Origin of the sequence: Mycolicibacterium rutilum, from assembly GCF_900108565.1 — a bacterium.
Classification (GTDB): domain Bacteria; phylum Actinomycetota; class Actinomycetes; order Mycobacteriales; family Mycobacteriaceae; genus Mycobacterium; species Mycobacterium rutilum.
Genome location: NZ_LT629971.1, coordinates 892,200 through 904,693 on the forward strand (window position 1 = coordinate 892,200; position 12,494 = coordinate 904,693).

General features: G+C 69.6%; 14 protein-coding genes. 6 read left to right on the forward strand and 8 right to left on the reverse strand.

Going from position 1 to position 12,494, the window contains the following annotated elements; translation table 11 throughout:
• Positions 1-18: 18 nt before the first annotated feature.
• Entirely contained in the window at positions 19-1,704 is a 1,686-nt protein-coding gene (locus BLW81_RS04280) for an MmpA family trehalose lipid delivery protein (protein WP_157897582.1), read from the forward strand.
• Here the strand turns inward: BLW81_RS04280 and BLW81_RS04285 are convergent.
• Complete coding sequence (locus BLW81_RS04285) at positions 1,682-2,848, reverse strand: glycosyltransferase family 4 protein (RefSeq protein ID WP_083406135.1); 1,167 nt, start codon at positions 2,846-2,848, stop codon at positions 1,682-1,684. The two genes, BLW81_RS04280 and BLW81_RS04285, sit on opposite strands and share 23 nt — an antisense overlap.
• A 37-nt stretch (positions 2,849-2,885) precedes the next feature.
• On the opposite strand from BLW81_RS04285, the gene BLW81_RS04290 reads away from it, so the two are divergent.
• Positions 2,886-3,671, forward strand: a complete 786-nt coding sequence (locus BLW81_RS04290; protein ID WP_083406136.1) for a class I SAM-dependent methyltransferase — start codon at positions 2,886-2,888, stop codon at positions 3,669-3,671.
• Positions 3,672-3,681: 10 nt separating this feature from the next.
• Positions 3,682-5,184: an aldehyde dehydrogenase gene (locus BLW81_RS04295; RefSeq protein ID WP_083406137.1), complete on the forward strand. Its 1,503-nt coding sequence runs from the start codon at positions 3,682-3,684 to the stop codon at positions 5,182-5,184.
• A gap of 76 nt (positions 5,185-5,260) precedes the next feature.
• Here BLW81_RS04295 and BLW81_RS04300 read toward each other — a convergent pair whose 3' ends face one another.
• Positions 5,261-7,096: an acyl-CoA dehydrogenase gene (locus BLW81_RS04300; protein WP_083406138.1), complete on the reverse strand. Its 1,836-nt coding sequence runs from the start codon at positions 7,094-7,096 to the stop codon at positions 5,261-5,263.
• 200 nt (positions 7,097-7,296) lie between these two features.
• On the opposite strand from BLW81_RS04300, the gene BLW81_RS29580 reads away from it, so the two are divergent.
• Both BLW81_RS29580 and BLW81_RS04305 read left to right on the forward strand, forming a co-directional pair.
• Positions 7,297-7,434: a hypothetical protein gene (locus BLW81_RS29580; protein ID WP_173839573.1), complete on the forward strand. Its 138-nt coding sequence runs from the start codon at positions 7,297-7,299 to the stop codon at positions 7,432-7,434.
• 32 nt (positions 7,435-7,466) lie between these two features.
• Positions 7,467-8,081, forward strand: a complete 615-nt coding sequence (locus tag BLW81_RS04305) for a TetR/AcrR family transcriptional regulator (RefSeq protein WP_235632171.1) — start codon at positions 7,467-7,469, stop codon at positions 8,079-8,081.
• Here BLW81_RS04305 and BLW81_RS04310 read toward each other — a convergent pair.
• Genes BLW81_RS04310 through BLW81_RS04320 form a run of 3 tightly spaced genes read right to left on the reverse strand, consistent with a single transcriptional unit; the run spans position 8,047 to position 10,394 of the window.
• Positions 8,047-8,592 (reverse strand): dihydrofolate reductase family protein, encoded by a 546-nt coding sequence (locus BLW81_RS04310; protein ID WP_083406139.1) that lies wholly within the window; start codon positions 8,590-8,592, stop codon positions 8,047-8,049. The genes BLW81_RS04305 and BLW81_RS04310 overlap by 35 nt on opposite strands.
• Before the next feature lies 1 nt (position 8,593).
• Positions 8,594-9,517, reverse strand: coding sequence for a helix-turn-helix transcriptional regulator (locus BLW81_RS04315; protein ID WP_407662312.1), 924 nt, complete (start codon positions 9,515-9,517; stop codon positions 8,594-8,596).
• Between the two features lie 49 nt (positions 9,518-9,566).
• Positions 9,567-10,394 (reverse strand): arylamine N-acetyltransferase family protein, encoded by an 828-nt coding sequence (locus BLW81_RS04320; protein ID WP_083410318.1) that lies wholly within the window; start codon positions 10,392-10,394, stop codon positions 9,567-9,569.
• A 58-nt stretch (positions 10,395-10,452) separates the two neighbouring features.
• Between BLW81_RS04320 and BLW81_RS04325 the strand changes: the two genes are divergently transcribed.
• A complete protein-coding gene (locus tag BLW81_RS04325) occupies positions 10,453-11,043 on the forward strand; it encodes an HD domain-containing protein (protein WP_083406140.1) in 591 nt (196 codons plus the stop codon).
• Here the strand turns inward: BLW81_RS04325 and BLW81_RS04330 are convergent.
• Genes BLW81_RS04330 through BLW81_RS04340 form a run of 3 tightly spaced genes read right to left on the reverse strand, consistent with a single transcriptional unit; the run spans position 11,016 to position 12,385 of the window.
• Positions 11,016-11,348 carry a DUF8129 domain-containing protein gene (locus BLW81_RS04330; RefSeq protein ID WP_083406141.1) on the reverse strand — a complete coding sequence of 111 codons (333 nt, stop codon included), beginning with the start codon at positions 11,346-11,348 and terminating at the stop codon, positions 11,016-11,018. The genes BLW81_RS04325 and BLW81_RS04330 overlap by 28 nt on opposite strands.
• A gap of 11 nt (positions 11,349-11,359) precedes the next feature.
• The gene (locus BLW81_RS04335; RefSeq protein WP_083406142.1) at positions 11,360-11,554 is read right to left on the reverse strand and encodes a hypothetical protein; all 195 of its coding nucleotides are present in this window, start codon (positions 11,552-11,554) and stop codon (positions 11,360-11,362) included.
• Between the two features lie 48 nt (positions 11,555-11,602).
• Entirely contained in the window at positions 11,603-12,385 is a 783-nt protein-coding gene (locus BLW81_RS04340; protein WP_083406143.1) for a crotonase/enoyl-CoA hydratase family protein, read from the reverse strand.
• Between the last annotated feature and the right edge of the window lie 109 nt (positions 12,386-12,494).

Here is a 12,494-nt window from a genome sequence, read left to right on the forward strand (position 1 = left end):
TTCCTCACGCGCGCGCCGGTGATCCCGGCGTATGCGCTCCTGCTCGCGTTGGCGGTGACCGCACCGCTGCTGCAACCGGGCTATCTGTTGTTGCGCGACGCGGTCTCCACACCGCGCTCCTATCTGTCCGATGCGGCGCTGGGCCTGTCGGAGGCGGCGCCGCGCGCGCTGCCGCAGGACTTCTTAGTGGCCCTGGCGTCGTCGGCGTTCGACGGCGGCGTGGTGGTCAAGGTGCTGCTGATCGTCGGGCTGTGGCTGGCGGGGTGGGGCGCGGCCCGGTTGGCGGCGGCGGTGCTGCCGGAGGCGGGGCTGGGCGGGCAATTCGTGGCGGCGACGCTGGCGGTGTGGAATCCCTATGTCGCCGAACGACTTCTGCAGGGGCATTGGAGCCTGCTGGTGGGATTCGGCTGCCTGCCGTGGGTGGCGGTCGCGATGTTGCGGTTGCGGGCGGCGGCGTCGTGGAGCGCGCTCGGCGCGCTGGTGTTCTGGATCGGGCTGGCCGGGTTGACCCCGACGGGGCTGATGCTGGCGGCGACGGTGGCGTCGGCGTGTGTTTGCGTTGCCGGCGAAGGGCTTTCGCGGTGGCGGTGCCTCGCGGTCGGACTGGGCGCGGCGGTGGTCGCGGCGCTGCCGTGGCTGACCGCGGCGGCGGTCGCGCAGTCGCTGTCGTCGTCTCAGGCCCAGGGGGTGGGCGCGTTCGCGGCGCGGGCGGAGCCGGGCCTCGGCACCCTGATCAGCCTGGCCGGTCTCGGCGGCATCTGGAACAGCGACGCGGTACCCGCCTCGCGCGCAACGCTTTTCGCGGTGGTCGCGACGGCGGTGCTGCTGGGTGTGGTGGCGCTGGGCCTGCCGGCCGCGGCGCGACGGCCGGCGGCGGTGCCGCTGCTGGTGCTGGCCGCGGTCGCGGTCGTGGTGCCCGCGGCGATGGCGACCGGGCCGGGTGTCGCGACGGTCGAGGCGCTGATCCGGTCGCTGCCCGGGTTGGGCATCGTGCGCGACGGCCAGAAGTGGGTGGCGCTGGCCATGCCGGGCTATGTGGTCGCGGGCGCCGGCGCCGTGCTGGCCCTGCGCCGGGTGCCGGTGGCGGCGACAGCCGCGGTGTGCTGCGCCGCGCTGATCGCGGTGCTGCCCGACCTGGCCTGGGGTGTCGGCGGCAAGGTGTCAGCGGTGCAGTACCCGCCGGGCTGGGCGCGGGTGGCCGCGCTGATCAACGACGAGCCGCTACCGGTGGCGGTGCTGCCGGTCGACAGCATGCGCCGGTTCGAGTGGGCCGGGGACGCGCCGGTGCTCGACCCGCTGCCGCGCTGGGTCCGCGCCGACGTGCTCAGCACCGGTGACCTGCAGATCGGCGGGCGGACGGTGCCGGGCGAGGGGCAGCGGGCGCGCGTCGTGCAGGACCTGCTGCTGAGCGGCGCGGACCGGGACTCGCTGGCGGCCGCCGGTGTCGGCTGGGTCGTTGTCGAATCCGGCAACGCCAGTTTGGAATTACCGGTCGCCTACACCGACGACGACATCACGCTGTACCGGGTCGGCGGCTCGGCACCTGCCGCCGAGGGTCGCGGGGTCGTGCTGGCCGCGCACTGGGCGTGGCTGGCGATGCTCCTGATCCCGCCGAGCGCACGGTTGTTGACGCTTCTACTCGGGTTTCGGGTACGAAAGCGTGCGCTCGGCGAAGAAGGGGTCAGCCCTGGACGACGCCGCTGACGTGAACGCCGGCGTGCACGGACTCCAACACCGTGCGCATGGCCGCGGCGCTCTGCTGCCAGGAGAACTCGCCGCAGCGGGTGTGGGCCTTGGTGCCGAGCTGTTCGCGCAGCACGCCGTCGGTCAACAGCCGGCCGAGGCTCTCGACCAGGCCGTCGAAGTCGTCGACCAGCAGGCCGGTCACCCCGTCGACGATCGAGTCGGTCAGCCCGCCGGAGGACCGGTACCCGATCGTCGGCACCGAGTGCTGGCCCGCCTCGATGACGGCCAGCGCCCAGCCCTCCTTCCGCGACGGCAGCACGTGCACCCAAGCCTGTTGCAGGACATGATGTTTCGCTTCGTCGTCGACGTGCCCGTGGAACGTGACGGCGTCGGAGATGCCCAGCAGCTCGGCGTGCTCGACCAGCCGCTGCTCCCACCAGCCGCCGCCGACGACGTCGAGTTGCAGTCCCGGGATCCGCGGCCGCAGCGCCGCGACGGCCTCAAGCGCATCCTCGATCTGTTTGTGCGGCACCAGCCGCGACAGCACCACGACCCGCGGGGCAGCCGCCCGCGGCGCGCTCAGCGTGGACGGCGGCGCCTCGTCGAGCCCGTTGCGCACCACCGCGATCTGGCTGGGCCGCACGCCCAGCGCGGTGAGGTCGCGCGCCGACGGCAGCGACACCGTCACGTACTGGTTGCGGCGATGCGCCCGCGGCGACAGCTTCGACTCGACGAACCAGCCGAGCCTGCCGACGGCCGCACCCGCGACCGGCCACTGCTCGCGGTGGCAGTGGTGCACCAGCACGGCGACGCGGCGCCCGTAGGCCAGCCGGGCCATGAACGGGATGCCGTTCTGCGTGTCGAGCACCACGTCGGGCTTGGCGTGCCGCAGCGGCCCCAGCCCGATCCGGGCCAGCACCATCGCCAGGCCGGCCCAGATGTAGACGGTGTAGCGGCCGCCGCCGCGGCTGACCCGCACACCGTCGACCACCTCGCGGCGCGGGGCACCCGGATAACCCGCGGTGCGCATCGTCACCTCGACGCCGGACGCGACCAGTTGCGCGCCGATGCGCTGCAGGTAGGCCTCGCTGCCGCCGCCCTGCGGGTGTCCGGTGTCGCGCCAGCACAGCAGCAACACCGATTTGAGAGGGCGGACAGACATCACCGGTAAGGGTAGTCGCTGCGTAGGGTGCGCAGACATGCACCGGTTCGCGCACAGGGCGACGCTGTCGCGCTCGCTGCGGCTGCTCGGCGCGTTCCGGTTCGAGCAGAGCCACCCGGCCCGGTTCTACGGCGCGCTCGCCGACGACACCGCCGCGATGGTCGGCGACCTGTGGCGCGACGCGGTCGGATCGTCGACGGACGGCACGACCGTGCTCGACGTCGGCGGCGGACCCGGTTATTTCTCGGAGGCGTTCGCCGCCAACGGTTTTCACTACATCGGCGTCGAACCCGATCCGGCCGAGATGCACGCCGGGCCCGGGGTGGCCGCCGACGCGACCTACGTGCGCGCGTCCGGGCTGGCGCTGCCGTTCGCCGACGCCAGCGTCGACATCTGCCTGTCGTCGAACGTCGCCGAACACGTCGCGCAGCCGTGGCGGCTGGGCGCCGAGATGCTGCGGGTCACCCGACCCGGCGGTCTGGTGGTGCTGTCCTACACGGTGTGGCTGGGCCCGTTCGGCGGGCACGAGACCGGGCTGTGGCACTACCTCGGCGGGGCCAGGGCGGCGCGCCGATACACCCGCAGGCACGGCCATTTGCCGAAGAACAACTACGGCTCGTCACTGTTCGCGGTGTCCGCCGCCGACGGGCTCGAGTGGGCGGCCAGCACCGGCGCGCTGATCGCCGCATTTCCCCGCTACCACCCGCGATGGGCCTGGTCGCTGACCAAGGTGCCGGTGCTGCGGGAGTTCCTGGTGAGCAACCTGGTGCTGGTCCTGCGGCCGTCGCTGGAACAGGTTCTACTTCCGCCGGATCCTAGGTAGTGTGACGGGCATGACGCAGACCGTGGCTGACAAGACACCTGCCGGCGGGCCGGCACATCAGACCCAGTGGGACAAGCTGTTCATCGGCGGTAAGTGGGTCGAGCCCGCGACCTCGGACGTGATCGAGGTGCGCTCGCCCGCGACTGGCGAGGTGGTGGGCCAGGTGCCGCTGGCCGCGGCCGCCGACGTCGAGGCCGCCTGCGCGGCCGCCCGCAAGGCGTTCGACGAGGGCCCCTGGCCGCACAAGTCGCCGCAGGAGCGCGCCGCCGTGCTGGCCGAGGCCGTCAAGCTGATGGAGGAGCGCGCCGACGAGCTGAAGTATCTGCTGGCCGCCGAGACTGGCCAGCCGCAGACGATCGTCGACATGATGCAGTACGGCGCGGCGATGTCGTCGTTCCAGTACTTCGCGGGGGCGGCCGACAAGTTCGCCTGGAAAGAGATCCGCGACGGCATCTACGGCCAGACCTTGGTCGTGCGCGAGCCGATCGGCGTCGTCGGCGCCGTCACCGCCTGGAACGTGCCGTTCTTCCTGGCCGCCAACAAGCTCGGCCCCGCGCTGCTGGCGGGCTGCACCGTCGTGCTCAAGCCGGCCGCCGAAACCCCGCTGTCGGTGTTCGCGATGGCCGAGATCTTCGCCCAGGCCGGCCTCCCCGAGGGCGTGCTGTCGATCGTGCCCGGCGGCCCGGAGACCGGCCGCGCGCTGACCGCGAACGACCAGATCGACAAGTACACGTTCACCGGCAGCTCCGCGGTCGGCAAGGAGATCGCCAAGATCGCCGCCGAGAAGCTCAAGCCGTGCACCCTTGAGCTCGGCGGCAAGTCGGCCGCGATCATCCTCGAGGACGCCGACCTGGACTCGACCCTGCCGATGCTGGGCTTCTCGGGCGTGATGAACAGCGGACAGGCCTGCGTCGCGCAGACCCGCATCCTCGCCCCGCGCTCGCGTTACGACGAGGTCGTCGAGAAGGTCGCCAACTTCGTCTCCGCGATGCCGGTCGGTCTGCCCGACGACCCGAACGCCGCGATCGGCCCGCTGATCTCGGAGAAGCAGCGCGACCGGGTGGAGTCCTACATCAAGAAGGGTGTCGAGGAAGGCGCCCGGCTGGTCACCGGCGGCGGCCGGCCCGAGGGGCTCGACAGCGGCTGGTTCGTGCAGCCGACCGTGTTCGCCGACGTCGACAACTCGATGACGATCGCCCAGGAGGAGATCTTCGGGCCCGTGCTGGCGGTGATCCCCTACGAGACCGAAGAGGACGCGATCCGCATCGCCAACGACTCGGTGTACGGGCTGGCCGGATCGGTGTGGACGACCGACAACAAGAAGGCGCTCGAGGTCGCCTCGAAGATCCGCACCGGCACCTATGCGGTCAACATGTACGCGTTCGATCCGGGTGCGCCGTTCGGCGGGTACAAGAACTCGGGCATCGGACGCGAGAACGGACCCGAGGGCATCGAGGCCTACGTGGAGCACAAGAGCGTGCTGCTGCCGTTCGGCTACACCCCCGAGGACTGACGCTTTCTTGCGCGAGCAGTCGCATAGTGACCCGAAATCCCGCGGAATTAGGGCACTTTGCGACTGCTCGCCCTGTCTAGAACGCGGCCTCGGGCAGGTCCATGACCGCCAGGTCGACGTTCTCGACGATCCGGCGCTCGGCCGTCAACCGCGGTAACACGTTGCGGGCGAAGAAGTTCGCGGCGCTGACCTTGCCGGTGTAGAACGCGCGGTCGGCTTCGGCGGGTGAACCGTCGAGGGCGGCCAGCGCGACCTCGGCCTGCACCAGCAGCAGCCAGCCGATCACCAGGTCGCCGACTGCCAGTAGGAACGGCACCGACTCGAGGCCGAGGCGGTACAGCTGGCGCGCGTCCTCCTGCGCCGAGAGCAGATAACCCGTCAGCGTCGCCGCCATCGCCTGCACGTCCTGCAGCGCGGTCGCGAGAAGCGCGCGGCCCTCGGCGAGGTCGGCGTGTCCGGAGTCGGCGCCGACGAACTGCTGGATCTGTCCGGCCAGGTGCGCCAGCGCGGCCCCCTGGTCGCGGGCGATCTTGCGGAAGAAGAAGTCCTGCGCCTGGATCGCGGTGGTGCCCTCGTAGAGCGAGTCGATCTTGGCGTCGCGGATGTACTGCTCGACCGGATAGTCCTGCAGGAAGCCCGATCCCCCGAAGGTCTGCAGCGATTCGGTCAGGCACTGGTAGGCGCGTTCGGAACCGACGCCCTTGACGATGGGCAGCAGCAGGTCGTTGATCCGGTTCGCCATGTCGGCGTCGGCTCCCGAAACCAGTTGTGCCGCAACCGAATCCTGGTGTGCGGCGGTGTAGAGGTACAGCGCCCGCAGCCCCTCGGCGTAGGACTTCTGCGTCATCATCGCCCGGCGCACGTCGGGGTGGTGCATGATCGTCACGCGCGGCGCGTTCTTGTCGGTCATCTGCGTCATGTCCGCGCCCTGGATCCGCGTCTTGGCGTACTCGAGCGCGTTCAGATAACCCGTTGACAGCGTCGCGATCGCCTTGGTGCCCACCATCATCCGCGCGTACTCGATGACGCGGAACATCTGCGCGATCCCGTTGTGGCTGTCGTTGACCAGCCACCCGACCGCGGGCACGCCGTGCTGACCGAAGGTCAACTCGCACGTCGCCGACACCTTCAGCCCCATCTTGTGCTCGAGCCCGGTGACGAACACGCCGTTGCGCTCGCCGATCTCCCCCGTCTCGGGGTCGAAGTGGAACTTGGGCACCAGGAACAGGCTCAACCCCTTGGTCCCGGGTCCCGCTCCTTCCGGGCGCGCGAGCACCACGTGCATGATGTTCTCGAACAGGTCGTCGGTGTCGCCGTTGGTGATGAACCGCTTGACGCCGTCGAGATGCCAAGTGCCGTCTGGTTGTTCGACAGCCTTCGTGCGCCCGGCGCCGACGTCGGATCCCGCGTCGGGCTCGGTGAGCACCATCGTCGCGCCCCAGTTGCGCTCCATCATCAGATCGGCCCAGTGCCGCTGGCGCTCGTTGCCGATGCCGTAGAGGATCTCGGCCATCTTCGAGCCGGCCTGGTACATGAACGCGGCGGGCTGCGCGCCGAGAGCGAGTTCGTTGATCGCCCACTCGACGGTGGCAGGCGCGGACACCCCGCCGATCGCCTCCGGCACGCCAACCCGGAACCACTCGCCCTGATGCCACGCGCGGAACGACTTCTTGAACGCCTCGGGCAGCGTCACGGTGTGCGTCGCCGGGTCGAACGTCGGCGGATGACGGTCCCCCTCGGCGAACGACTCGGCCAGCGGCCCCTCGGCCTGGCGTGCCGCTTCGTCGAGCATCTGCCGTACCGAGTCCACATCGAGGTCGGCGAACTCTCCGGTCGCCAGCACCTTCTCCAGCTGGAGCACTTCGAACAGGTTGAACTCGAGATCGCGGACATTGCTCTTGTAATGGCCCATGACGAGCGTCCTTCCCTGGCGCGGTAGGGCCGAGCGTAGCCGTCTGACCGGGCGCCGGACCGCAGATCCCCCCGGCGTCGCCGATTATGGTCCTCAGCATAATCGGCAGGACACCAAGCGCATTTCTGTGACGCGGAATACAACGCTTGGTGCCCGGCGTTGAGCGTTTTATGCTGATGGTCATACCCAGGGAGGCGCCGATGTGGATCGTTGAGGTCAACTTCGCCGGCCATCAGTTCACACATCGTGTGCACGACAGCCATCGGTCGTTGTTCCGGTTCGCCCCGCGGACCCTCAACTGGCGCGCGGCCCAGCTGCGCCGCACCCGGGCCGCCTGACCGTCCCGCTGGAGGCCACCCTGTCTTCCACCATGGCCAAGACCCCGCAGAAGCGGGGGTCGACGCGCACCAAGATGCTGATCAGCGCCGCCGAGGTGATGCGCGAGCGCGGCGCCGCCGGTGTCACGATCGACGAGGTGCTGGCGCGCAGCGGCGCGCCGCGCGGATCGGTCTACTACCACTTCCCCGCGGGCCGCAACCAGATCCTCACCGAGGCCCTGAAGTACGCGGGCGAGGAGATCACCGGCGTCATCGACGAAGCCGCCGCCAATGGCGGCATGTACCTGGTCCACAAGTTCGTCGCGTTCTGGGAGGAACTGCTCGTCGAGAGCGACTTCGCCGCGGGGTGCCCGGTGGTCGCGGCGGCCATCGGCGCGGTCGATCAGCAGCCGCAGCTGACGACCGTCGCAGGCAACATCTTCCGGCACTGGCGCGACGCGTTGACCCGCGCGTTCACCTCGGACGGATTCGGTGAAACCGATGCGGCGTCGCTGGCGATCACGTGCATCGCCGCGTTGGAAGGCGCCGTGGTGCTGTGCCGGTCCACCCGCACCGTCGAACCGTTGCGCGACGTCGCCGAACAGGTCGAATTCCTGATCAGGTCGCGGGAGTTCATCCGTCGCTACGGTTTTCCCGGGAAGCGGTGACCCAGCGGGCGCACACGAAGTCGCGGTTCACCGCCGACTCCGCCAGTGCCCATTCCGAGCGCACCGGCAGCACCGGCGACCCGGAACCCAATGAGCACGGCGCGTAGCTGACGATCATCTCGTCGATCAGGCCCGCCGAGGTGAACTGCGCGGCCACGTCACCGCCACCGACCACCCAGACGTCCTTGCCGGCCGCCGCGGCCACGAGTTTGGGATGCAGTTCGGCCACGTCACCGGCGAAAGTGTCCACCGGATGCGACTTTTCGATGATCTGCGGGCGGTGGGTGATGACCCAGGACGGCTGTTCGTACATCCAGTCGCCCGGATGGTTGCGCACGATCCACTCGTAGGTCACCGAACCCATCACCACCGCGCCGATCGTGGCGATGAACTCGTCGTAGTTGAACGGTCCAGCCCGGTTGATGTCGCGCGACGTCAGCCAGTCGAGGCTGTCGTCGGTGTCGACGATGTAGCCGTCGAGGCTGGATGCGGTGTAGTAGACGGTCGCCAATTCAGTTGCCTCTCATCCATTCCAGGGGATCACCGCGATGGGTTTCGACACCGTGCCCGGCCAGCATCGCCCGGGCCAGGCCGCGCCGCAGGGCCGCGTAGTTCAGCACGTGCGCGATGATCCCGTACAGCTGAAACGACTCGGGCGGATCGCACAGCGCATCGATCACGGTGTCACCCAGCCGGCCGTCGGCCGAGTATTCGGAAACCATTGCCGCCCAACGGCCACCGATGACCTCGTGGTGTGCCGCCAACGTGGCCGCGGTCGTCGTCGCGGCGCGGGTCGCGGACCGATCCGGGAAGTCGCGGCCGTCGATGGTGGCCAGCCAGACCTCCTTGGTCCACACGATCGCGCCGAGCACGTCGCCGACGCTGGGTTCGGGACCGTCCCAGTCGAGGACCACCTGGCCCGGCGCGACCGGTTGCGCCCATTGCGTTTCGGTCAGTTCGCCGGCCCGATCCAAGAGGTATCCGGTGTCGGCGATGTCGTGCGCCACCATCAGTTGCGAGATGTCGGGCTCCTTCGCGTCGCCGGCGCTGTCGAGCCACAGCGAACCGGGTGGATGAAAGTGCAGCCCGTTGGGTGCGGTCACACGGAACGGCACATCGGCCGCGCGCGACGGCGGCACCCCGAACGTGCGGCGGAACGCCCGGGAGAACACCTCCGCCGACGACCAGCCCTCCTCGGTGGCGACCGCGGTCACCTTCTCCCCGCGCTGCAACCGCCACGCCGCGCGCTCGAGCATGATCCGGCGGCGCATCGCCGCCGGCGACTCGCCGGTCAGCCTGCGGACCTCGCGCGAGAAGTGGAACTCCGAGGCGTGGCTGCTGCGCGCCATCTCCTCGACGCCGCTGTTGTCGGCGTCGACGACCGCGTCGAGCAGTTCCCGGAGGCGGTCACGGCGTGGTCCTGGGCTCACGGTCACCGAGTATGGACCCGAATCGCCGGTCAGAACATGACTTTTCCTGCTGCGTTCAGGCGTCCAACACGTCGGCGACGCGGGCCTCGAGCGCGCTGCGATCACCCAGGTCGTCGAGGTTGATCCCGAAGCAGTCGGTGAGCGCGGCGAGGACGTCGGCGGCCGTGTCGAAGCGCACGCGTTCGGTGGTGCCGTCGCGGTGAACCGCGAGATGACGACCGCGCAGGTTGTAGCGGGCGTCGTCGGTCACCCGCGCCGCCGACAGCCCGGTGACAAAGCCCGAACTCGGATGCGTTGAGACGTACCAGCTTCCGACCTCGAGATCGATCTGCGGCTGTGGCCGGGTGTCGAACGTGTACAGCGGCTGCCACTGTCCGCGGACCTCGGCTTCCAGGACGAAGCCATCGCCGTTCGCGCGCAGCCGGTACGGTTCGTGGCGGGTCTGCTGGACGGGCCCGGCCACCAGCCGGATCGGCGACGACAGGGTCTGACCGCCGAACCCGACGTCGACCAGCCAGCGCCCGTCCTCACCGGGCGCCTGCACCGAAAGGGTCTCGTGGGTCTGCGCGGGCAACTCGGCCGACGGGTTCATCCACACCACCCGCCCGGCCAACCGGTGCACGTCGTACCCGAGCTCCGAGAGCACGTAGCCCATCAGGCCGTTCTGTTCGTAGCAGTAGCCGCCGCGACGCCGGTGCACGAGCTTGTCGACGAGTGCCGGCGCGCTCAGATCGGCGACAGGGATGCCCATCAGCGGGTCCAGGTTCTCGAACGGGATCGCCCGGTTGTGTCCCGCCACGAGTTCGCGAAGCGTGGCGAGCGTCGGCTCGGTGGGCCCGGTGTATCCGATGCGGGTCAGATACGCGGCAACATCCGTCGTCATGACCACATCCTGCGACCTCAACCGCGGTTGGGGTCAACCTTGGGTGCACACTGATCAAATGGCGGTACATCTGACCGAGCAGCTTCGCGGGGACCTACTGGCGCGGTGGTCGGAGCCGCACCGCAGGCATCACACGCTCAAGCACCTGGACGAGGTCCTCGATGCGGTCGGGGTGCTTGCCCGCGCCGGGATCGAGTTCGACCGTGAAGCGGTCGAGCTGGCCGCCTGGTTCCACGATGCGGTTTACGAGATCGGCGCCGACGACAACGAGGACCGCTCCGCGGAGTTGGCCCGCCGCCTGCTGCCCTCCCCTGTTCGCGACGAGGTGGCCCGGCTGGTGCTGGTCACCAAGAGCCACAAGGCCGATGACGGAGACGTCGACGCGGCGGTGCTCAGCGACGCCGACCTGTCGGTGCTGGGCAGCCCGGCCGACCGGTACCGCGCGTACGCGCACGCCGTGCGCGAAGAGTATGCGGCGATCCCCGATGACGTGTTCAAACCCGCTCGCGCGCAAGTGCTCTCAGCACTACTGGATGGAACGATCTTTCACACCGACGCCGGTCGGGCCCGCTGGGAGCAGCAGGCCCGGCGCAACCTGGGCGACGAGGTCGCCGCACTGACTCAGGGCTTGCCGCGGGCCGGCGTCTGATACGCGACGCCGTGCCGGAGCGGCGTGTTGGCCTGCGCCGCAGTCGATTCCTGCACCGGTGACCCGCCCGCCGTACCTGTCACGCCGGGCGCGTTGCTCTGGTCACCGGGCGACGGCTCGGCGCCGTGGGTGAGTTCCTTGAGCCGCGCGTTGAGCAGCTCGAGCACCGGGATGCGGTTGCCGTGCTCGGTCTCGTGCTCGAAGACCGCGCGCAGTGTCGGTTCGTCCAACGACCGGATGCGATGCCGCAGCTCGGTCAGCGGCAGCTGGTCGTAGTCGGGGATGGGCAGATCGCTCTGCGGCATGCGCTGTCTCCTCACAGGTGCGGTAGGCCGTCGACGGGCGTCACTGACCCGTCGGCGCGATTGCGGTACCGGACGATGACCGCGGCCAGTGCACCGACACCGGTGAGCACCACCGTCGGCCACGCGGCAGCCTGAAGCAACCACAGACGTCGCTGTGCCTTGAAGATTCGCTTCTGCGCGCGCCGCGCCCGGGCCAACGTTTCCATGTCTAACGGTTGCCCCGGGCGGCGGCATCGAAACCCCTCAGGGCAGCGTCAGGTGCCCGTCCACTTCGGCGCACGCTTCTCGGCGAACGCGATCGCGCCTTCCTTGGCGTCGTTCGACATGAAGACCGGGCTGAAGATCTCGAACTGCTTCTTCCACATCTCCTGGGAGTTCCAGTCGCGCGACTCGACGATGATCCGCTTGGTGGCGGTTACCGCCAGCGGGCCGTTGGCGGTGATCTTCTCGGCGAACGCAATCGCCGCCTCCAGTGCCTGACCGGGTTCGGCGAGCACGTTGACCAATCCGAGGTCATGGGCGCGCTGGGCGGACAGGCTCTCACCGGTCAGCGCGAGCTCCATCGCCAGGCCGTACGGGATTCGCTGCGGCAACCGCAGCAGGCCGCCACCGCCGGCCACCAGACCGCGCTTGACTTCGGGGATGCCGAACGCCGACTCCTTCGACGCCACGATCAGGTCGGTCGCCAGCGCCAGCTCGCAACCCCCCGCCAGGCAATATCCCTCGACGGCCGCGATCAACGGCTTGGCCGGCGGCTTCTCGGTGAAGCCCAGACCGCGGCCCTCGATGGCGACGTTCTCGCCGCGGGCGAACGCCTTGAGGTCCATCCCGGCGCTGAACGAGCCGCCGGCGCCGGTCAGGATGCCGACCGACAGTCCGGCGTCCCCGTCGAGCCGGTCCATCGCGTCGGCCAGTCCGCGGCTCACCTCGCCGTTGACCGCGTTCCTGGCCTGCGGACGGTTGATGGTGATGACCAGGATCCGGTCGCGCTGCTCGACCAGAACTGCTTGTTCGTTGTTGTCACTCACGTGGCTGATCGTAACGATCTAGGCGAGCGCCGAAGCGGCCGCCACCGCTGCGACTTCTACACCAGGGCTGCCGATCGCCCGACATCACGACCCTCACGCAGAACTCGCGGCGCGCCAA